This window comes from Pseudomonas sp. LB3P93 (assembly GCF_054898025.1).
On sequence record NZ_CM142713.1, the window covers coordinates 3766142 to 3786354 of the forward strand.

The window sequence follows — 20213 nt, forward strand, 5'->3', positions numbered from 1 at the left end:
CCGGTCTGGCTTCTGCAAAGGAATACACCATGGTTACCTTCTTTCGACGACCCCAAGCCTTCGCTGCGCTGCTGTTCGCAGGACTGCTGGGCCTGTCGCTGTGTGCTCTGACACCTCACCACGCACTCGCAGCCGACCCGGATCCCGCGCTTGGTTCGGTAACCGATCTGCTGGGGCGCAAGGTCAAGGTGCACCTCCCGGTCAGGCGCGTCATTCTCGGTGAAGGCCGCCAGTTGTACCTGGTCGCCGCGCTGGATACGCAAAACCCCATTGAACGCATCGTCGGCTGGCGCAAGGACTTGATCCAGTCTGACCCGGACACCTACGGCGCCTACCTGCGCAAGTTTCCCGCCATCGCTAAGATCCCGACCTTTGGCGGGTTTGAAGATGGCACCTTCGACATCGAACAGGCGATCTCCCAGCGACCCGACGTGATCATCCTCAACATCGAGGCGCAGCACGCCACCGAAGATGCGCGTTACATCGAGAAACTCGACGCCCTGGGAATCCCTGTGGTGTACGTCGACTTTCGCAACAACCCGATGCAGAACACCGAGCCGACCATGCGCCTGTTCGGCCAGCTGTTTGGCAAGGAAGAACGCGCCGAGGCCTTTATCGACTTTCGCAATCAGCAGATCCATCGCGTCACCGACGTCATTGAGGCGCGCCATCCGTCCCGCCCCAGCGTGTTTATCGAGCGCATCGGTGGCTACACCGATGATTGCTGCCTGAGTTTCGGCAACGAAAATTTCGGCCTTTTTGTCGACATGGCCGGTGGCAACAACATTGCCCGAAGCATCATCCCCAGCACCTTCGGCCAGTTGAACCCTGAGCAAGTCATCGTCGCCGACCCGGACCAGGTGGTTGTCACCAGCGCCAACTGGGAAGCCTTTGCACCCGGTGGCCATTGGGTCGGCGTCGGCCCAGGGGCGGACATGACCCAGGCCAGACACAAACTGGCGTGGTACACACAACGCCCTGCCTACGCGGGCATCAAGGCTCAGAAGGATCAAGCCTTTCATGCCATCTGGCACCAGTTTTACAACAGCCCCTACCAATTCGCGGCCATCCAGCAACTGGCGAAATGGTTTCATCCGACGCTGTTTGCCGATCTGGACCCGGACGCGTCGTTGCGCGAGTTGCATGAGCGGTTTCTGCCGGTGCCGTACGAGTCCGGATACTTTGTCAGCCTGAACAAGCCTGAGGCCAAACAATGACTTCACTGAACGAAGCAATGGTCGTTCAGCGCGACACTTACCGTCGATTGGTGCTGCGCAAACGCCTGATCCTTGGCGGGCTCGTGGTGTTATTGATTTGCAGTGTGCTGCTTGATCTGGCCCTTGGGCCGGCGAGCTACAGCCTCACTGAAGTGCTCGGCGCGCTGTTTTCACCGGACACCGCTTCAGCGCAAGTACGGGTGGTGATGTGGGAAATCCGTCTGCCCGTGGCGCTGATGGCAGTTGCGGTCGGTGCCGCGCTGTCGTTGGCCGGCGCGCAGATGCAGACGATCCTCAACAACCCGCTGGCCAGTCCGTTCACGCTGGGCATTTCCGCCGCCGCCAGTTTTGGCGCAGCCATGGGGCTGGCATTCGGCGTGGCGCTGTTCCCGCTGGCGGCGCAGTACATGGTGCCAGTGAATGCGTTCATCATGGCCATGCTGTCAGCCCTGCTGATCCACTTCCTGAGCATGCGCCGCGGGGTCACCGCCGAGACCATCGTGCTGCTTGGCATTGCCCTGGTGTTTACCTTTAATGCGCTGTTGGCCCTGGTGCAGTTTTTTGCCACCGAACAAGCCGTGGCGGCCGTGGTGTTCTGGACCATGGGCAGCCTGACCAAAGCCACGTGGCCGAAACTCGGGGTCATTTGCCTGGTCATCCTGATCACCGTGCCGATTTTTGCCAAACGCGCCTGGGCATTGACTGCCCTGCGGCTGGGCGATGACAAGGCCGCGAGTTTCGGCATCAACGTGCGCAGTCTGCGTTTTCAGACCCTGATCATGGTCAGCCTGCTCGCCTCGTTCCCGGTGGCCTTTGTCGGCACCATCGGGTTTATCGGACTGGTCGGCCCGCACATCGCCCGGATGCTGATTGGCGAGGATCAACGGTTCTTCCTGCCGGCCTCTTTACTCACGGGCTCGCTGATACTTTCCGCCAGTTCGGTCGTCAGCAAAACCCTGATCCCGGGCGCAATTTTCCCCATCGGCGTCGTCACCTCATTGATCGGCGTGCCGTTCTTCATATCTCTGATTCTCAGCGGGAAGAAAAACTCATGGTGAAGATCCAGCTCGATAACCTCGGCGCCCGTTATGGGCAGCGCGAGATCATTTCAGGCGTCACCACAGCCTCTTTCACGGGTGGTCAGGTGGTTGCCGTGGTCGGGCCGAACGCAGCGGGTAAATCCACCTTGTTCAAACGCATGGCCGGGCTGATTGACGGGCCCGGCCAGGTCATCCTGCAGGACTCGAAAAAGGGCCATCAGGGCATTAGCTACATGCCTCAGGGCTTGAATGTCAGTGCGCGTCTGACGGTCTACGAATCAGTGCTTCTGGCGCGTAAACAACTGACACCGGGCTGGGTCGTCCACGACGATGAATTGAATCTGGTCGACGAGATTCTCGGCGCGCTCGGGATCACCGAACTGTCCTTTCGCAACCTCGGTGAACTCAGCGGCGGCCAGCAACAGTTGGTGTCAATCGCACAAACGCTGGTGCGCGAACCGGAGATCCTGTTGATGGACGAGCCGACCAGCGCGCTGGACATGCACCGGCAGGTGCAAGTGCTGAATTTCATGCGGGCGCTCGCTCGTAAACGCGAGGTTATCGTGTTCATCGCGATTCACGATCTGAACCAGGCGTTGCGCTTTGCCGACCAGGTGTTGGTGATCGCCGATGGGACAGCTCAAGGCAGCGGACCGAGCAACGAGGTGATTACCGAATTGATGCTGCGCAACGTCTACAAGGTCGAGGCGCGGATCGAAACGTGCAGTCGGGGGCAGCACCATATCCTGATTGACGATATCGTTTGATCCCGTGAGTCCTCTTACCGATCGGTCGTCGGATGAAGGGATTCTCAAGCCGCCAACCCTACTCTCAATGAACCCCTCCCAACTCGAAAGGTCAGCTCTATTATTACTTCTGCGGAATAAGCTCCCATGTCTGCTCACCACAGCCTTGTTGTACTCGCTCGGGGAGGTTATGCCGCTCGAGGTGTTCTTTACCTGATCATTGGGATCTTCGCGCTGCTCGCGGCTCAAGACTCGACAAAACCGAAAGACAGCCACAAGAGCCTGGAGGCACTGTTAAGCCAGCCATTCGGTTATGTTTTAGTCGGATTGGTGGTGGCGGGCCTGCTCGCCTTCGCCGGTTGGCGTGTGTTGCAAGCCATACGCGATGTTGATCATCACGGTAACAAAATGAAGGGTTTGGTCATTCGGGTCGGGCTGTTGGCGGGAGGTGTGGTCAACGGTGCGCTGGCGTTTTTTGCGTTGGGCCTGCTCATTGGCGGCATCAGAAGCTCGGGAAATTCCGGGGGCGGACAAACCAGGGATTTACTGGCGCATCTGTTGTCCTGGGACCACTCAAATGTAGTGGTGTACCTGGTCGCACTCGTCCCTCTCGGCGTAGGCATTGCTCACATCATCAAGGGATGGAAGTCGTCGTTCGAGAAATACTTTGAAGCTGACGAAGACGTCATGCGGTACGTCCGTCCAGTGTCTCGGTTCGGTCTTATAGCCCGTGGCGTCGTCTTTATCGAGATCGCAGTGTTGCTGATATTCAGTGGCTCCCGCTATAAAGCCATGGATCCGCCAGGCATGAAGGAAGCTCTCGATGCGCTCCAGAACCTGCCGGCCGGAGGCGTGATTTTGATGGTGATGGCCTTGGGGTTGATCGCTTTTTCGGTTTACAGCTTGTCCGAAGCCGCGTGGCGCAAGATAAACATGGATGTGCCTGGAGTACAGAAAGCATAGCGGCATAAGTTTCACTGACGGTGCTGCTGGAACTTGGGATAGCCGCTGGACCATCCCTTTTTTGTCACGCCACTTTCCTGCGGACAAAACAAAACCCCAACTGCTTGCGCAATTGGGGTTTCGGAATTTAATCTTGACGATGACCTACTCTCACATGGGGAAACCCCACACTACCATCGGCGATGTATCGTTTCACTGCTGAGTTCGGGATGGGATCAGGTGGTTCCAATGCTCTATGGTCGTCAAGAAATTCGGGTACTGAGTCGTGACCTGTTGGTCTCGCTTCAGCAAATTGGGTATGTGACAGCTTTCGGTGTTTTGTGAGTATCTCGAACTTTCGGTTCGTTTCGTCTTCACACACCGCAATCTGATGCTCTTTCGAGTAGTCAAATTGCTTGGGTGTTATATGGTCAAGCCTCACGGGCAATTAGTATTGGTTAGCTCAACGCCTCACAGCGCTTACACACCCAACCTATCAACGTCGTAGTCTTCGACGGCCCTTCAGGGGACTCAAGGTCCCAGTGAGATCTCATCTTGAGGCTAGTTTCCCGCTTAGATGCTTTCAGCGGTTATCTATTCCGAACATAGCTACCCGGCAATGCCACTGGCGTGACAACCGGAACACCAGAGGTTCGTCCACTCCGGTCCTCTCGTACTAGGAGCAGCCCCTCTCAAATCTCAAACGTCCACGGCAGATAGGGACCGAACTGTCTCACGACGTTCTAAACCCAGCTCGCGTACCACTTTAAATGGCGAACAGCCATACCCTTGGGACCGGCTTCAGCCCCAGGATGTGATGAGCCGACATCGAGGTGCCAAACACCGCCGTCGATATGAACTCTTGGGCGGTATCAGCCTGTTATCCCCGGAGTACCTTTTATCCGTTGAGCGATGGCCCTTCCATACAGAACCACCGGATCACTAAGACCTACTTTCGTACCTGCTCGACGTGTCTGTCTCGCAGTCAAGCGCGCTTTTGCCTTTATACTCTACGACCGATTTCCGACCGGTCTGAGCGCACCTTCGTACTCCTCCGTTACTCTTTAGGAGGAGACCGCCCCAGTCAAACTACCCACCATACACTGTCCTCGATCCGGATAACGGACCTGAGTTAGAACCTCAAAGTTGCCAGGGTGGTATTTCAAGGTTGGCTCCACGCGAACTGGCGTCCACGCTTCAAAGCCTCCCACCTATCCTACACAAGCAAATTCAAAGTCCAGTGCAAAGCTATAGTAAAGGTTCACGGGGTCTTTCCGTCTAGCCGCGGATACACTGCATCTTCACAGCGATTTCAATTTCACTGAGTCTCGGGTGGAGACAGCGCCGCCATCGTTACGCCATTCGTGCAGGTCGGAACTTACCCGACAAGGAATTTCGCTACCTTAGGACCGTTATAGTTACGGCCGCCGTTTACCGGGGCTTCGATCAAGAGCTTCGCGTTAGCTAACCCCATCAATTAACCTTCCGGCACCGGGCAGGCGTCACACCCTATACGTCCACTTTCGTGTTTGCAGAGTGCTGTGTTTTTAATAAACAGTCGCAGCGGCCTGGTATCTTCGACCGGCATGGGCTTACGCAGTAAATGCTTCACCCTCACCGGCGCACCTTCTCCCGAAGTTACGGTGCCATTTTGCCTAGTTCCTTCACCCGAGTTCTCTCAAGCGCCTTGGTATTCTCTACCCAACCACCTGTGTCGGTTTGGGGTACGGTTCCTGGTTACCTGAAGCTTAGAAGCTTTTCTTGGAAGCATGGCATCAACCACTTCGTGTTCTAAAAGAACACTCGTCATCAGCTCTCGGCCTTAGAATCCCGGATTTACCTAAGATTCCAGCCTACCACCTTAAACTTGGACAACCAACGCCAAGCTGGCCTAGCCTTCTCCGTCCCTCCATCGCAATAACCAGAAGTACAGGAATATTAACCTGTTTTCCATCGACTACGCTTTTCAGCCTCGCCTTAGGGACCGACTAACCCTGCGTCGATTAACGTTGCGCAGGAAACCTTGGTCTTTCGGCGTGGGTGTTTTTCACACCCATTGTCGTTACTCATGTCAGCATTCGCACTTCTGATACCTCCAGCAAGCTTCTCAACTCACCTTCACAGGCTTACAGAACGCTCCTCTACCGCATCACCTAAGTGATACCCGTAGCTTCGGTGTATGGTTTGAGCCCCGTTACATCTTCCGCGCAGGCCGACTCGACTAGTGAGCTATTACGCTTTCTTTAAAGGGTGGCTGCTTCTAAGCCAACCTCCTAGCTGTCTAAGCCTTCCCACATCGTTTCCCACTTAACCATAACTTTGGGACCTTAGCTGACGGTCTGGGTTGTTTCCCTTTTCACGACGGACGTTAGCACCCGCCGTGTGTCTCCCATGCTCGGCACTTGTAGGTATTCGGAGTTTGCATCGGTTTGGTAAGTCGGGATGACCCCCTAGCCGAAACAGTGCTCTACCCCCTACAGTGATACATGAGGCGCTACCTAAATAGCTTTCGAGGAGAACCAGCTATCTCCGAGCTTGATTAGCCTTTCACTCCGATCCACAGGTCATCCGCTAACTTTTCAACGGTAGTCGGTTCGGTCCTCCAGTTAGTGTTACCCAACCTTCAACCTGCCCATGGATAGATCGCCCGGTTTCGGGTCTATTCCCAGCGACTAGACGCCCTATTAAGACTCGCTTTCGCTACGCCTCCCCTATTCGGTTAAGCTCGCCACTGAAAATAAGTCGCTGACCCATTATACAAAAGGTACGCAGTCACCCAACAAAGTGGGCTCCCACTGCTTGTACGCATACGGTTTCAGGATCTATTTCACTCCCCTCTCCGGGGTTCTTTTCGCCTTTCCCTCACGGTACTAGTTCACTATCGGTCAGTCAGTAGTATTTAGCCTTGGAGGATGGTCCCCCCATATTCAGACAAAGTTTCTCGTGCTCCGTCCTACTCGATTTCATGACTAAGAGATTTTCGCGTACAGGGCTATCACCCACTATGGCCGTACTTTCCAGAACGTTCCGCTAATCTCAAAGCCACTTAAGGGCTAGTCCCCGTTCGCTCGCCACTACTAAGGGAATCTCGGTTGATTTCTTTTCCTCAGGGTACTTAGATGTTTCAGTTCCCCTGGTTCGCCTCTTAAGCCTATGTATTCAGCTTAAGATAACCATCTTATGATGGCTGGGTTCCCCCATTCAGACATCTCCGGATCAAAGTCTGTTTGCCGACTCCCCGAAGCTTTTCGCAGGCTACCACGTCTTTCATCGCCTCTGACTGCCAAGGCATCCACCGTATGCGCTTCTTCACTTGACCATATAACCCCAAGCAATCTGGTTATACTGTGAAGACGACATTCGCCGAAAATTCGATAATACTCAATTAAGAGCAACTCACAAATTTTACCTTAGCCTGATCCGTTACCAGTGAAAGTAACGTTCAGTCTATCTTTCTATCACATACCCAAATTTTTAAAGAACGATCTAGCCAAAGACTAGAAATCAACATTCACCATGTCACCATGGAATGCTCATTTCTAAGCTTTCAACAAACAGAAGCAGTTAGTGGTGGAGCCAAACGGGATCGAACCGTTGACCTCCTGCGTGCAAGGCAGGCGCTCTCCCAGCTGAGCTATGGCCCCGTATTTCTACAGGCGTTTCCCACACAAAATTGGTGGGTCTGGGCAGATTCGAACTGCCGACCTCACCCTTATCAGGGGTGCGCTCTAACCAACTGAGCTACAGACCCAATTTCGGGCTGCTTCTTATCGTCTTCTTCAATGAATCAAGCAATTCGTGTGGGAACTTATGGAGCAGCTGATGTCGTCGATTAAGGAGGTGATCCAGCCGCAGGTTCCCCTACGGCTACCTTGTTACGACTTCACCCCAGTCATGAATCACACCGTGGTAACCGTCCTCCCGAAGGTTAGACTAGCTACTTCTGGTGCAACCCACTCCCATGGTGTGACGGGCGGTGTGTACAAGGCCCGGGAACGTATTCACCGCGACATTCTGATTCGCGATTACTAGCGATTCCGACTTCACGCAGTCGAGTTGCAGACTGCGATCCGGACTACGATCGGTTTTCTGGGATTAGCTCCACCTCGCGGCTTGGCAACCCTCTGTACCGACCATTGTAGCACGTGTGTAGCCCAGGCCGTAAGGGCCATGATGACTTGACGTCATCCCCACCTTCCTCCGGTTTGTCACCGGCAGTCTCCTTAGAGTGCCCACCATGACGTGCTGGTAACTAAGGACAAGGGTTGCGCTCGTTACGGGACTTAACCCAACATCTCACGACACGAGCTGACGACAGCCATGCAGCACCTGTCTCAATGCTCCCGAAGGCACCAATCCATCTCTGGAAAGTTCATTGGATGTCAAGGCCTGGTAAGGTTCTTCGCGTTGCTTCGAATTAAACCACATGCTCCACCGCTTGTGCGGGCCCCCGTCAATTCATTTGAGTTTTAACCTTGCGGCCGTACTCCCCAGGCGGTCAACTTAATGCGTTAGCTGCGCCACTAAGAGCTCAAGGCTCCCAACGGCTAGTTGACATCGTTTACGGCGTGGACTACCAGGGTATCTAATCCTGTTTGCTCCCCACGCTTTCGCACCTCAGTGTCAGTATCAGTCCAGGTGGTCGCCTTCGCCACTGGTGTTCCTTCCTATATCTACGCATTTCACCGCTACACAGGAAATTCCACCACCCTCTACCATACTCTAGCTTGTCAGTTTTGAATGCAGTTCCCAGGTTGAGCCCGGGGATTTCACATCCAACTTAACAAACCACCTACGCGCGCTTTACGCCCAGTAATTCCGATTAACGCTTGCACCCTCTGTATTACCGCGGCTGCTGGCACAGAGTTAGCCGGTGCTTATTCTGTCGGTAACGTCAAAACACTAACGTATTAGGTTAATGCCCTTCCTCCCAACTTAAAGTGCTTTACAATCCGAAGACCTTCTTCACACACGCGGCATGGCTGGATCAGGCTTTCGCCCATTGTCCAATATTCCCCACTGCTGCCTCCCGTAGGAGTCTGGACCGTGTCTCAGTTCCAGTGTGACTGATCATCCTCTCAGACCAGTTACGGATCGTCGCCTTGGTGAGCCATTACCTCACCAACTAGCTAATCCGACCTAGGCTCATCTGATAGCGCAAGGCCCGAAGGTCCCCTGCTTTCTCCCGTAGGACGTATGCGGTATTAGCGTCCGTTTCCGAGCGTTATCCCCCACTACCAGGCAGATTCCTAGGCATTACTCACCCGTCCGCCGCTCGCCACCAGGTACAAGTACCCGTGCTGCCGCTCGACTTGCATGTGTTAGGCCTGCCGCCAGCGTTCAATCTGAGCCATGATCAAACTCTTCAGTTCAAACATCTTTGGGTTTTTAAGAAACCCTAAACTTGGCTCAGCAATCGTTGGTTACATCTTTGATTTCTCGCGGAGTAACTTGTGATGCTGATAATCTTGTTGACTATCAGTCTGACTCCACAAGCACCCACACGAATTGCTTGATTCAGTTGTTAAAGAGCGGCTGGTTAAGATCTTTCGTCTCAACCGAGGAGCGCACTCTACAGCACGCCCCCTCAAACTGCAACCCTTAAAAGCTTCTGATTTTGTTAACAAAATCAATTACTTAAGCTGAAGCCAGCATCAAGCTGCTCGTCAGCGGGAGGCGAATAATACAGGATCAAAATACGTGGTCAACCCCCTTCTACAAATTCTTTTCCTTACCAAGGAACCCAGCTTGCCACTATGAAAGCATCCAGGGTCCGTAAAAATCATATAAGGCAGTAGAGCCCCCAGATCACATCATTACTGAAGCACAAGTCATCTTCTGCCCTTGGCCTATGCCGCCCCTATCGATTCCCCAGCGTAAGGTGCACATAGGGCGAGTCTTTACCGACAGATCTCGTGGCACGGTAGGCGTTGATCACGCAGGCACCACACTGACTTTGATTGTCAGGCGCGACTGGAGGTGGGGAGTCTAGCTACGTCGAGCTTGTTGCGTGGCGTGTCTGCAAATAGTCAGTGGCTGGACACTCTCTGAAGTAGCATCACCCCAATTCAACCTGGATTCGAAGTCAGGGTAGATGCAGGACTATTAAGAAAAGCATTCCACACTTCATAAGCATCGTGATGTCGTTTAGTCGCGTCGTCCCAGTCGGGTCCGGAAACACAGCGGGATGAAACCAGCGTCATGATGCCCATGGTGGCAGCATCCAGTTCGATCAGCAGTGCATGTGAGTGGATTCTGAAGTCATCTAACGAAGTCATGATGTGAGCCCCAGCGGGGTATCACCGCTATGTGAGAAGCAGGCACCTCTCAAGGAGTGGAGTGCTGCCACCTCGAAAGATTCATATTCTCGGACTTCTTCTCTTCATCGCCCGAAGCTCGCACTCATTGTCTCCTTTGAGTTGACAGTTAAACCGTTTTCACCCTCTTTTTCCCTTTCTCGCAGATGATTAATCTGAGCCCATGTTGAACGACGCCACTTACCCATCTCGATAAAGGATTTCATCATGAGCAACGCCACTTTCAGCCGCCTGAACAAAGACGACGCCGTAGTCCTGATGATCGACCACCAGACCGGCCTGATCTCGCTGGTGCAGGACTTCTCGCCCAATGAGTTCAAAAACAATGTGCTGGCCCTGGCTGACGTGGCCAAGTTCTTCGACCTGCCAACCATCCTGACCACCAGTTTCGAACAAGGTCCCAATGGCCCGCTGGTGCCGGAGCTCAAGGAAATGTTTCCGGACGCGCCTTATATTGCCCGTCCTGGCCAGATCAACGCCTGGGACAACGAAGACTTCGTCAAGGCGATCAAGGCGACCGGTCGCAAACAACTGATCATTGCCGGCGTCGTGACCGACGTTTGCGTGACCTTCCCGACGCTGTCGGCCCTGGCTGAAGGGTTTGAAGTGTTCGTGGTCACGGACTCTTCCGGCACCTTCAACACCACCGTGCAACAGGCGGCGTGGACCCGCATGACGCAAGCGGGTGCGCAAATGATGAACTGGTTCTCGGTAGCCTGCGAGTTGCAGGGCGACTGGCGCAACGACATCGAAGGCTTGGGCAATCTGCTGTCCCAGCGCATTCCGAACTACCGCAACCTGATGAACAGCTACTCGGCATTCACAGCGCGCCAGGCGTAAACCTCACTCGCAAAAACAAAAGCCCGCTTTCGCGGGCTTTTGGCATAAGTCGCCAGGATGGACCTCAAATCGAAGGCTTTAACGTTTGTGCCTGGGCAAGAAACCCAATCGTGTCCATCAGTACCGATAAGTTGCCTGCACTGAAAATCCATTCGCACTGTTTTCATAGTTGGCACTGTATGCCGGTTGAACGCCAGAGTTGTTCGACTGTTTTACCGAGACTTTGGAATCCCAGAGATAACCATAAGCAAAGTCAATCGTCAGATCGGAATTCGGCGAATAGGCGCCACCCAAGGTCACGGCTTGGCGATTCCCAACCGGAATGCGTACGCTGCGATCAGCATTCCTGATTGGCGACGGATCATAGGCATAGCCGGCGCGCAGCAGCCATTGTTGGTTCAATTGATAGGAGGCGCCAACTGCGGTACTCCAAGTGTCGCGCCAGTTCATTTCTTCGATCACATTTCCCATGCCAGCCGCTTGGCCCACGGGAGAAAGACCGCTGTTGACCGCCTCGACCTTCTGGATCCGACTCCAACGTTTCCAGGTTGTCCCCAGGTAGCCCGTCCAGCGATTATTGAAATGATGGGTGATCGACGTGTCCACGGACTCGGGCATCGTGAGGTCTATCTTGTTGTCATACTTTCCGTCCAGCGGGATAACGCTCGGGGAGCCAGAAACCTCGGTATGCCCTTCGAGTTCATAGTCCACCTTCGAGTGATAGTTAATCCCCCAACTGGTTGCTTCAGTAAAGTCAACCAGGATGCCGACGTTATAACCAAGTGATGTGTCATCGCCTTTGATGGTGACTAGTGTGTCCTCGCCGTTGTTCAGGGCGCCAGTGGCCAGGTAATTCTGAAGTTTTGCATTGAAACGATTTATGGTCGGGCCGCCACCAATGGATACGTAATCATTGATCCGCCAGGCAATGGTGGGCTGCAGGGTTATTTCCTTGGTCGTGCTATAGGAGCCATGGTAGCGCCCCTGAAAAGTGCTCTCGTAATCATTGATCAGACCACTCGGTGCATAGAGCCCCAGACCAATCGAAAGGCGATCATCAAGTGGCGTTGACATGTAAGCGAAAGGCACGGCCCCCAAAGGTACCGAGTCCCCCTTGTTCGTTCCCGCGACGCTGCTCTGCGCGTCACTGATGTCATCACTCACCGAGATAACTGCGGCCCCGCCGGAAATCTCAGTGCGCTTCAACTTGGTCAAGCCTGCCGGATTGCCAAAGATAGTGCTGGCGTCCAGTGCAGAAGACGACCTTCCCGCATAGGCAGTTCCCGCACTGCTTGCACTTTGTTCGTTAAGGGCAATGCCATTGGCGCCTGCCATTGTAGAGACGCCAAGGAATGCCATGGCATTGGTGAACTTAATCCAGACAGCACACTTTCGCTGAGCAGAGAGACACGGGATCACACGGCTATCCAGTTTCATTTTCCACCTCTTGTTTATTGTTTTTGTTTATTGCACGCAGGCAAGGCTTCGCCGCCCAGTGCACTTCTCAGTGCCGGTTGGAGTTGATCGAAGTTTTGTAAATGCCCTGGCTTAACAGTGCCAGGGCATGACTGCTGGACTTACAGAGTGCGAATCAAGAACTCAATTAATCCACTCGACTTGAAAGCTGTAACGCCCCAAAAGCGGAGCCAGGACTTCCTGACCAGTGCCGGCCCTGACGCAGGCAACCTGCCCACGACGATTGTCCTGCACGACTTCAACAGCAATATCCGAGAGCCCCAGACGTTCGACTTCCTGCTGGACTACTTTGGCAATCTCCCGCTGCTGCAAAGCCGGCTTGAATATCTTGCCCACGGCAGTCAGTGGCAACGCTTCGAGGATTTCAATGCGCTTGGGAACTGCTGCCCGCTCGCTGATGTTGTGATGGGCGAACTCTTGAAGTTCTTCGGCGTTGCACACTTGCCCGGGACGCAGTTGAACGTAGGCGACCGGCACCTCGCCCGAATAGGCATCGGGGCTGCCGATTGCAGCGGCCAAAGCGACGGCGGGATGCGCCTGAAGCGCTTCTTCAATTTGCTTGGGATCAATGTTGTGGCCGCCGCGGATGATCAGCTCCTTTTTACGCCCGGTCAGCCAGAAGTAACCTTGTGCATCCTGGCGACCCAGATCGCCCGTATTCAGCCAGCGCTGACCGTCGATATCGATCCAGAGGCCCTGGTTATGACGCTCCTCCAGATAGCCCTCAAAGAGGTTCGGACCACTGATCGTGATGATGCCGATCTCATCCACGTTGGCGTCGCGCAGATACTCTCCCGAATCATTGAGCAAGACCGCGCGCATATTCTGGTAGGCGATCCGTATCCCGATGGAGCCGATGCAGCGCTCGCCATGGGGCGGATTGATCGAGGAGACACAGGCGCCCTCAGTCAGACCGTAACCTTCAAGGATTTTCACCCCGGTCCGGCGCTCGAACTCCCGGAAAAGCTCAGCTGGCATGGGGGCGGCGCCACACATGGCAAAGCGAAGACTGGACAGGTCGCGACCCTGCCATTCATTTTGCAGCAGCGCGGCGTAGACCGTTGGCACGCCGGAAAAGAGGTTGATACCGAAGTGCTCGACCATCTCCCAGAATCGTAGGATCACCCCCTCGCCTCGATACCCATGAGGCGTCCCGAGGATCACATGGTCGCCTTGAGTCCAAGGCATCAGTCCAGTCACCAGCTGGCCATTGACATGAAACAGCGGCAGACCACAAAAGATAACCTGGCCACCACTGCGTGGCTGCAAGTGTGCGGCCACGGCCCATGCATTGAATACTTCAGAGCCATGGGTACGCGCGGCGATCTTGGGAAGTCCCGTGGTGCCGCCCGTACAGATGTAGGAGGAGCACTCATCCTCGCGGATTTGCCGACCGCTCTTGAGGTAGGTGTGTGGCTGAGTATTCACCAGCGATTGCCAATCGTGAATCGCGATGCCGCTGTGTAAGTCTCGTTCCTTCAGTGCCGCAGCTTTCAAAGCCCCACGTACAGGCTCTGCGACATAGGGCTCCATGCTTACCCAGACAACAGACTTGACCGTGGGCAAATGAACCAGCTGCGATGCCAACTTGGGCCACAGATCGCTGCCCGCCGTCGGCGCGAGCGTCACCACCACGGAAGCCTTCGCGGCATTCAGCAAGCCAGCCATCTGCTTGGCTTCAAGCAGAGGATTGATCGCCATGGCGATCCCCGCCGCCTCCCCGCCCCATAGAGTGAGGTGGGTTTCCGGCAGGTTTGGCAGGATGAAAGCAATCACCTCGCCCGGTTTTATGCCCAGGTCATCGAAGGCATTCGCCGCGCGGGTAATATCTCCAAAGAGCTGGGAGTAACTCCACTCGTGGGTGCGCTTGAAATCGGCGGCATCGACGAAGAAGCTTAGCGCCGGTGCCTGGGGGGTGCGCTCGGCCGCCACACGCAGCGCTTCATAAGTGCTGCAAGCCAGACCACGCTCCGACAAGGGGACTCGTTCGAGACTTTCGATGTCATCCAGGGTCTGCACAAGCATCAGGCTTCCCCCACAACGCGGTTGCGTTGTACGCCGAGGTCGATAACACCATCGGCGCTGCGAATGCGCGCCTCGACCATGTCACCGACCTTGAGATACTGCGTCCGGCCTTCCTGCGCCTTGAGGAAAAGCTTCCACTTGGTGGCTTCCGGCAGCAGGGCTGCAATGCGCATTTTGGCAGGCGAAGGGATCGTCAGCGCACAGCCGGCAGGCGTACCGGTGGCGATCAGGTCACCAACGGCGAGATCTTGCAAGGCGGAAAGTTCGGTCAGGGTTTCAGCGGGGCCGTAAACCAGGTTGGCCGTGCTGTCGTTTTGTCGAACCTGGTCGTTGACCGTCAGCTTCAGCTGCAGTGCCTTGAGGTAATGCATGTCCTTGGCATCCAGAAGGCACAGGTACGGACCGACCGGGCCGAAAGTGCGGTAGCTCTTGCCCTTGTAGAACTGCATCTGGGGAATCTGAATGTCACGCGCCGAGTAGTCGTTGACAATGACAATGCCTGCAATGAACTCATGCAGATTGGCGTCGGTGACAGCAATGGCGCCGGTGATCGAGCGCTTCATCACCAGGCCCAGTTCGATCTCGTAGTCAAGGAAGCGCACGTGGTGTGGCTTGATCAGGACGCTGTCAGCCGCCACCAGGCAACTCGTCGCCTTGGTGAAGATCATGTTGAATTTCTTCGCATCCGGGTCCATGCCCGACTCGATCATGTGCTGACGGTAATTGGCACCCTGGCAGACGAACTGCTGGTTACGGGTCACCGGCGACAGCAGTTTTACGTCGCCCTCTTCCAACTCCGAACCTTTCAGTTGAGCGAGGTCGTCGAGACTGTTCTGGCTAATGAAGTCACCGGTGGTTTCAAAAACACCGGGAACAACTGTGATACGGCCCTGGCGAAGCACGCCCCAGTGGATACCGTTCTGAAATTCAAAGCGGACTACGTGTACAGCAGACATTGAAGGTACTCCTGGAGCAGTGTATTTCCCATGCTCGATGGCATGAGAATTCTGGTGTTGTTCTTGTAAAGGGCTGGTAACGCTGTAAATCAACGAGCCGCCAGCGATCACAGCGCCGGCTTTGAGCACATCGCGCCGGCCGTATCTGGTTGAATTGCCCGACATGGCGGCAGCTCTACCCGAACATCCGCATGAGTGTTACCAACTTTCTAAGGGTCAGGTCCGGGCTGCGTCGCAGGTTTCGGATCAGCAGAAGCAGATTGGCCAGGCTCATCTTGGGTTTGGTAAAACTCCTGGGCATGCGCTGCCCCCACTGCGCCATTGCCTCGGGGCTCACCGGATGAATGCCCGTAGGCCGGGTGGCCGTGAAAATATCCCCGTCGCAGTAATGCTCGTGCTTGTCACCCCAAGGGTCTTGCCAGTAATCGAAGATCTGACTGCCCAGAATGTGCCGGCCGATGCCCCATGAGTGCTCCCAACCGCGCTCGCGCAAAACGCGCTGCCCCATACCCACGGCGTCTGCATCGACGACTTCATAGGCGCTATGGCTGTAGGTGGCCATGAACCCTTGTGCAATCGCGAGCGTATGGTGATCCGCGGGAATATCACCGAGATCAAGGCGCATGAAAGTGACAATAGGTGTGCCGTCGGGGAGTACCTGCACATCGCTGGGAATAAACCCGAAATGCTGCGTGTACCAGGCACAGGTCGCTTGGTAGTCGGCCACTTCGATGACGATGTGACCAAGCTTGAGGACTTCAGGTGGAGCAATCGGCGGGCGCTGCGTGGCGTTGATTCGGGGTTGCTCGTGCGCCAGATTCCAGTTCAGAGGAGCTCTATGTGCCAGAGGCTTGCCCGGCGTCTGGTCGCAGACGGCTTCCACAATGAAACCGGAAGGATCCATCAGTCTGACGTAATACCCTTTGCCAGGATGTTCCGACTTCTCTACCGATGACGCACCCGGGATTCGAGTGAGCTTTTCCAGATCTTCCAGGGACTGCACTGCAAGTCCGAACCCGATAAAACGTGCATGTTCGGCACGTTGGACACGGTAACAGTAGGCAGTCGCTTCGGTGGCCCGTAGATAGACCGTATCGGCGTCCTGCCGACTTACCGTCAGGCCGAAGTCAGTCAGGAAACGCGCCGCCTCATTCAAGTCCGGCCGTTGGAAGATCAGGTGAGTCAGATCCTGGGCCTTCACCGTCGGCTGCGGATGCCGGGCGGGCTGTTGCGTCGCCAACCGGTGCAGTTCGATTTTGTTGTTCATTGTTGTTTTCCGGTTTTTTAGGGAAAAACTGTCCCGAACCCCTGAAAAATCAGGGGTTTATTCAATCAAGAGAGTTACGAGTTCAGTCGAGAGATGGAAGTGCCGGCAACTCTTTGGTCGCCAACGCACGAGCCTCCTCTGGTGGCACACCCAATGCCCGCAGTACCAGCTCGGCGGTATCAGAGCCCGACTCGCGCCACGTTCGGTGACCTTCCAGTACCAGGAAAATCGAGCCAAGCACGCTGCTCGATAACAGCGTCAGTACCGAGAGCAATTGCTCCTGCGCAAACGTATAGCGCCCAGTGGCAAGCCCGCTCAGAAGATCCTTGGTCGCCTGGCTGCTGAACATTTCGCGCAACGCCGAATTGCTCATGGCGAACTTATGGATGAACGCGCCCCACTGGGAGTCTTCGTGCGCTCGGCGAATGAAGAATCGAATGCCATTGGCAAGGCGATGAGCGGGATCCGAGAGGGAGTCGAAGCTCTTGTTGACGCGCTCATGCATCTCCCTCGCGAGATGGCTGGCGACCGCCTCGAACAGACTATCCATGCTGTCGATGTTGCTATAGACCGTTCCGCGCGCCACGCCTGCCTCTTGCGCAAGGTCAAGGATGTTCACTTGTGAGGTGCCTCTCTCGGCGAACAGGCGAAAGGCAGCTTGATGAATGCGGCGCTGTGTTGGATTCAGGGATTCCACGGTTCTCTCTCCAGGATTACCTCATGGACTCAATTGAACACCTGTGTTCAGTTGGCGTCAACAGCATTTTTTGATCCAAAGCACGCTCGCGCCATGAAAACGGTTATAGGCCTATGATGCTGGATTATCAGACTGAGCGATTAGACCGCTGGCTGGATTTACACTTGAGAATAATGAACACGCATGTTCAGTTTCCGCGTGTCTCTGGCTCGCCTTCCTGGCAGGTGATCAAGCCGGCTTGCTGAATTACATAAGATCAAGTGGGTAGCGGCTTGCCGGCGATTTTCCTGGCTTTGGCAGGTGTGACGCCCAGTGCCTGGAGAACCATTTCGGCGACCCGCAGATCGTGCTCCGCCAATGCCCGCCCCTCTACAACCGAGCGCATGGCTCCGGTTGTGCACGACAGGACGATGTCCAGGGCGACCCCTTCGTCCTCGTAGGCAAATGTGCCCGCACGCAGCCCCTCACGCAAATCGCCCAGCACATGACCAGCCAGACGCGAGCGCATGGCCTGGTCGAAATGGATAATGCGCAGCAGCGCATTCGCCCATTGGTGGTCGGCCGCCGCCCGGCACACAAACATGCGCACACCGATCGAAAGCCGCTGTGCGCCGCAGTGCACGTCCCTGCTCATGGCGGAAATGGCATCGGAGAACTCAGCGGCCATGGCTATGCCCACCGCCTCCAGCACTTCGTCGCGAGTGCGAAAATAGTTGTAGATGGTGCCGTTGGATACCGCGGCTTCCGCAGCCACCTCGAGCAGTGCGATCTCCCCCACTTCCTTACGTGCGATAAGGCGCAATGCCGCGTCCATCAGGCCGCGACGGGTGCGCTCACGTTTCTTGTGACCTCTCGTGAGAGGTTCTTGCGCATCAGCGTCTAAAGGAAGTGTGGGGGAATGCATGATCAAGCTCGCAATCTAATGGGCTCGTTGATGGTAATGGAAACGCTGTCAGCAGTGGCGTCTTCGCTGGCCAGCAGATTCCGGCAGTCTCGAAGGAGATTGCCTGCCTCGGCGCCGGGGGCGTGGTGCATGATGATTCGGTCGGGGCGAACCACAACGAGCGTTCCCTTGGCAGCCAGCGGCAGGATCTCATGGTTCATGTCTTCGATGAAATCACAGCTGCCGCCGGAGCGTTGGCCACGTGCTCTGACCTCTAAAAAGTGACCTCCCATTTTTTCCCAGGAAATGATCTGATCAGGGGTCAGCAGTGACAACGGGTCAACGCCGAATCCAACCAGGGTCAGGTTGTCTCCAAGCGCATCGTCGCTCAGTTTGATCTGCTTTTGCAGGTTGCGAATCCAGGCCTGGGGAAACAGGCTGCCACGCACCAGCTTGTCGCCTCGGCGATGCTGCACGAACAGGCCGTGTTTGAAGGTGTTCTTCGGCTTGATGTCCAACTGTTCGAAGTACCTCCGGGTAGCGGGAGTCAACGCCAGCGTACGCATCAGGCCGTGGACAAAGAACGCTGCGATCTTGTTCTTGGGCATCACCAGACGGCCCATGAGTTTCGCCAGATTGATCATCGCCTGAGCATGGGGGCGGCGCTCTACGTCATAGCTATCGAGTATTGCAGGCGCGGCATGGCCGCGAAGGACCCAAGCCAGTTTCCAGGCAAGGTTGGCGCCATCCCGAAGTCCCGCGACGAGGCCCTGCCCCACAAACGGAGGAGTGATGTGCGCTGCGTCGCCGGCGAGAAAGACGCGCCCCTTGCTGAATCTGTTGCAGCAGCGCGCATGGAATCGATACACCGCCTTGCGCTCGATTTCCAGCTCCTGCGGGTTGATCCATGGCGCGATCAGCCGGGCTATGCTTTCCGGGCTTTCCAACTCTTCCCGGGACTCGCCGGATTGCAGCATGAACTCCCAACGCTCCCTGCCACCGGGTGCCGGCATGTGCGGCGTTGGCCGTCGCGGATCACAGAGAAACTCGATGTGATCAATCGCAGACTTATGCCGGTTCTTGACATCGACAATCAGCCAATCCTCCGCATAGGTCTGCCCATCGAACTCCTGGCCAATCAGCGCTCTGACTCTGGAGCTAGCGCCATCCGCTCCGATCAGGTACTGCGTGCGAACGGAGTGCGATTGCCCATTCTGATCCCGTACGGAGGCGACGACGCAATCCGACTCCTCGACCAGGTTCTCTAGCTCGAAGCCACCCAGGCTGGTCACGGCCTTAAGCCGGGAAACCTGGCTGCGCATCGCGTGTTCGAGATCGGGTTGATAGAACGTCACGAGTTTTGGATGGCCGTCGACGCACCCTTGGGTATTGGCTCGACCGAATTGCCCGAGGACCGGGGAGTGCATCTTCACCTCAGGGATTACGATTTTCTCGAAAGCGTCTTCCGACAAACCGGCTTGTTGCAGGATGCGCAGCGCCTCGTTGTCCAGGGCAATGGCACGAGGCATTAGTACGACGTCATGGACCTTGTCCAGTACCAGGGTCGTGACCCCATAGCGGCCGAGCAGCGCCGCGATAGTCGCACCTACCGGACCATAACCGATGATCAGCACGTCGACGGCGGTGGGAGGCAATTCGCAAACTTTCTTGTTGTTGTTCATCTTGAGCCCTTGTTGTGATTGAAGTCGTGAGACACGAGGTCTCATCGTCAGGCAAGGTGAAGGTATTCAATATTGAGAGATATTTCAATATTGATGTTTTTGTCATTATTTTTTGAGATCATGCT

13 protein-coding genes, 2 tRNA genes and 3 rRNA genes are annotated in these 20213 nt (G+C 55.5%); 5 read left to right on the forward strand and 13 right to left on the reverse strand.

What is annotated here, in order from left to right; genetic code table 11:
- Positions 1 to 29: 29 nt before the first annotated feature.
- The 4 genes from ACYZT8_RS16970 (at position 30) to ACYZT8_RS16985 (ending at position 3966) form a co-directional block, all read left to right on the forward strand.
- Positions 30 to 1217 carry an ABC transporter substrate-binding protein gene (locus tag ACYZT8_RS16970; RefSeq protein WP_461974399.1) on the forward strand — a complete coding sequence of 396 codons (1188 nt, stop codon included), beginning with the start codon at positions 30 to 32 and terminating at the stop codon, positions 1215 to 1217.
- The gene (locus tag ACYZT8_RS16975; protein ID WP_461974401.1) at positions 1214 to 2275 is read left to right on the forward strand and encodes a FecCD family ABC transporter permease; all 1062 of its coding nucleotides are present in this window, start codon (positions 1214 to 1216) and stop codon (positions 2273 to 2275) included. The genes ACYZT8_RS16970 and ACYZT8_RS16975 overlap by 4 nt, the downstream gene beginning before the upstream one ends.
- Positions 2269 to 3024 (forward strand): ABC transporter ATP-binding protein, encoded by a 756-nt coding sequence (locus ACYZT8_RS16980; RefSeq protein WP_461974403.1) that lies wholly within the window; start codon positions 2269 to 2271, stop codon positions 3022 to 3024. Before ACYZT8_RS16975 ends, ACYZT8_RS16980 begins: the two co-directional genes overlap by 7 nt.
- Positions 3025 to 3150: 126 nt before the next feature.
- Complete coding sequence (locus ACYZT8_RS16985; protein ID WP_461974405.1) at positions 3151 to 3966, forward strand: DUF1206 domain-containing protein; 816 nt, start codon at positions 3151 to 3153, stop codon at positions 3964 to 3966.
- A 131-nt stretch (positions 3967 to 4097) separates the two neighbouring features.
- Here the strand turns inward: ACYZT8_RS16985 and rrf are convergent.
- From rrf to ACYZT8_RS17015, 6 genes are all read right to left on the reverse strand, one after another.
- Positions 4098 to 4213: ribosomal RNA gene (gene rrf / locus ACYZT8_RS16990) — 5S ribosomal RNA — on the reverse strand.
- 159 nt (positions 4214 to 4372) lie between these two features.
- Positions 4373 to 7264: ribosomal RNA gene (locus ACYZT8_RS16995) — 23S ribosomal RNA — on the reverse strand.
- Positions 7265 to 7513: 249 nt separating this feature from the next.
- A tRNA-Ala gene (locus ACYZT8_RS17000) sits at positions 7514 to 7589 on the reverse strand.
- A gap of 30 nt (positions 7590 to 7619) precedes the next feature.
- A tRNA-Ile gene (locus ACYZT8_RS17005) sits at positions 7620 to 7696 on the reverse strand.
- Between the two features lie 82 nt (positions 7697 to 7778).
- Positions 7779 to 9317 (reverse strand): 16S ribosomal RNA (locus ACYZT8_RS17010).
- The 16S, 23S and 5S rRNA genes sit together here with 2 tRNA genes alongside, the layout of an rRNA operon.
- Positions 9318 to 10013: 696 nt before the next feature.
- Positions 10014 to 10223, reverse strand: a complete 210-nt coding sequence (locus ACYZT8_RS17015) for a hypothetical protein (protein ID WP_461974407.1) — start codon at positions 10221 to 10223, stop codon at positions 10014 to 10016.
- Positions 10224 to 10469: 246 nt separating this feature from the next.
- Between ACYZT8_RS17015 and ycaC the strand changes: the two genes are divergently transcribed.
- On the forward strand, positions 10470 to 11102 hold the full coding sequence (ycaC, locus tag ACYZT8_RS17020; protein ID WP_461974410.1) for an isochorismate family cysteine hydrolase YcaC: 633 nt from the start codon (positions 10470 to 10472) through the stop codon (positions 11100 to 11102).
- A 117-nt stretch (positions 11103 to 11219) separates the two neighbouring features.
- On the opposite strand, the gene ACYZT8_RS17025 is transcribed toward ycaC, so the two are convergent.
- From ACYZT8_RS17025 to mhpA, 7 genes are all read right to left on the reverse strand, one after another.
- The gene (locus tag ACYZT8_RS17025; RefSeq protein WP_461974412.1) at positions 11220 to 12539 is read right to left on the reverse strand and encodes an outer membrane protein transport protein; all 1320 of its coding nucleotides are present in this window, start codon (positions 12537 to 12539) and stop codon (positions 11220 to 11222) included.
- 162 nt (positions 12540 to 12701) lie between these two features.
- Positions 12702 to 14603, reverse strand: a complete 1902-nt coding sequence (locus ACYZT8_RS17030; RefSeq protein ID WP_461974414.1) for an acyl-CoA synthetase — start codon at positions 14601 to 14603, stop codon at positions 12702 to 12704.
- On the reverse strand, positions 14603 to 15559 hold the full coding sequence (locus tag ACYZT8_RS17035; RefSeq protein WP_461974416.1) for a fumarylacetoacetate hydrolase family protein: 957 nt from the start codon (positions 15557 to 15559) through the stop codon (positions 14603 to 14605). The genes ACYZT8_RS17030 and ACYZT8_RS17035 overlap by 1 nt, the downstream gene beginning before the upstream one ends.
- Before the next feature lie 175 nt (positions 15560 to 15734).
- Positions 15735 to 16826: a VOC family protein gene (locus tag ACYZT8_RS17040; protein ID WP_461974418.1), complete on the reverse strand. Its 1092-nt coding sequence runs from the start codon at positions 16824 to 16826 to the stop codon at positions 15735 to 15737.
- Positions 16827 to 16908: 82 nt separating this feature from the next.
- Positions 16909 to 17523, reverse strand: coding sequence for a TetR/AcrR family transcriptional regulator (locus tag ACYZT8_RS17045; protein ID WP_461974420.1), 615 nt, complete (start codon positions 17521 to 17523; stop codon positions 16909 to 16911).
- A gap of 256 nt (positions 17524 to 17779) precedes the next feature.
- Positions 17780 to 18427: a TetR/AcrR family transcriptional regulator gene (locus ACYZT8_RS17050; protein WP_461974421.1), complete on the reverse strand. Its 648-nt coding sequence runs from the start codon at positions 18425 to 18427 to the stop codon at positions 17780 to 17782.
- Between the two features lie 2 nt (positions 18428 to 18429).
- Positions 18430 to 20088: a bifunctional 3-(3-hydroxy-phenyl)propionate/3-hydroxycinnamic acid hydroxylase MhpA gene (mhpA, locus tag ACYZT8_RS17055; protein ID WP_461974423.1), complete on the reverse strand. Its 1659-nt coding sequence runs from the start codon at positions 20086 to 20088 to the stop codon at positions 18430 to 18432.
- Positions 20089 to 20213 lie beyond the last annotated feature (125 nt).

What these genes read in the sequence shown, in the direction of transcription:
- ACYZT8_RS17025 (WP_461974412.1), bottom strand. Translation starts at nt 12,539, where the DNA reads ATGAAACTGGATAGCCGTGTGATCCCGTGTCTCTCTGCTCAGCGAAAG.
- ACYZT8_RS16985 (WP_461974405.1), top strand. Translation starts at nt 3,151, where the DNA reads ATGTCTGCTCACCACAGCCTTGTTGTACTCGCTCGGGGAGGTTATGCC.
- ACYZT8_RS16970 (WP_461974399.1), top strand. Translation starts at nt 30, where the DNA reads ATGGTTACCTTCTTTCGACGACCCCAAGCCTTCGCTGCGCTGCTGTTC.
- ACYZT8_RS17035 (WP_461974416.1), bottom strand. Translation starts at nt 15,559, where the DNA reads ATGTCTGCTGTACACGTAGTCCGCTTTGAATTTCAGAACGGTATCCAC.
- ACYZT8_RS17015 (WP_461974407.1), bottom strand. Translation starts at nt 10,223, where the DNA reads ATGACTTCGTTAGATGACTTCAGAATCCACTCACATGCACTGCTGATC.
- ycaC (WP_461974410.1), top strand. Translation starts at nt 10,470, where the DNA reads ATGAGCAACGCCACTTTCAGCCGCCTGAACAAAGACGACGCCGTAGTC.
- ACYZT8_RS16975 (WP_461974401.1), top strand. Translation starts at nt 1,214, where the DNA reads ATGACTTCACTGAACGAAGCAATGGTCGTTCAGCGCGACACTTACCGT.
- mhpA (WP_461974423.1), bottom strand. Translation starts at nt 20,088, where the DNA reads ATGAACAACAACAAGAAAGTTTGCGAATTGCCTCCCACCGCCGTCGAC.
- ACYZT8_RS16980 (WP_461974403.1), top strand. Translation starts at nt 2,269, where the DNA reads ATGGTGAAGATCCAGCTCGATAACCTCGGCGCCCGTTATGGGCAGCGC.
- ACYZT8_RS17050 (WP_461974421.1), bottom strand. Translation starts at nt 18,427, where the DNA reads ATGCATTCCCCCACACTTCCTTTAGACGCTGATGCGCAAGAACCTCTC.
- ACYZT8_RS17030 (WP_461974414.1), bottom strand. Translation starts at nt 14,603, where the DNA reads ATGCTTGTGCAGACCCTGGATGACATCGAAAGTCTCGAACGAGTCCCC.
- ACYZT8_RS17040 (WP_461974418.1), bottom strand. Translation starts at nt 16,826, where the DNA reads ATGAACAACAAAATCGAACTGCACCGGTTGGCGACGCAACAGCCCGCC.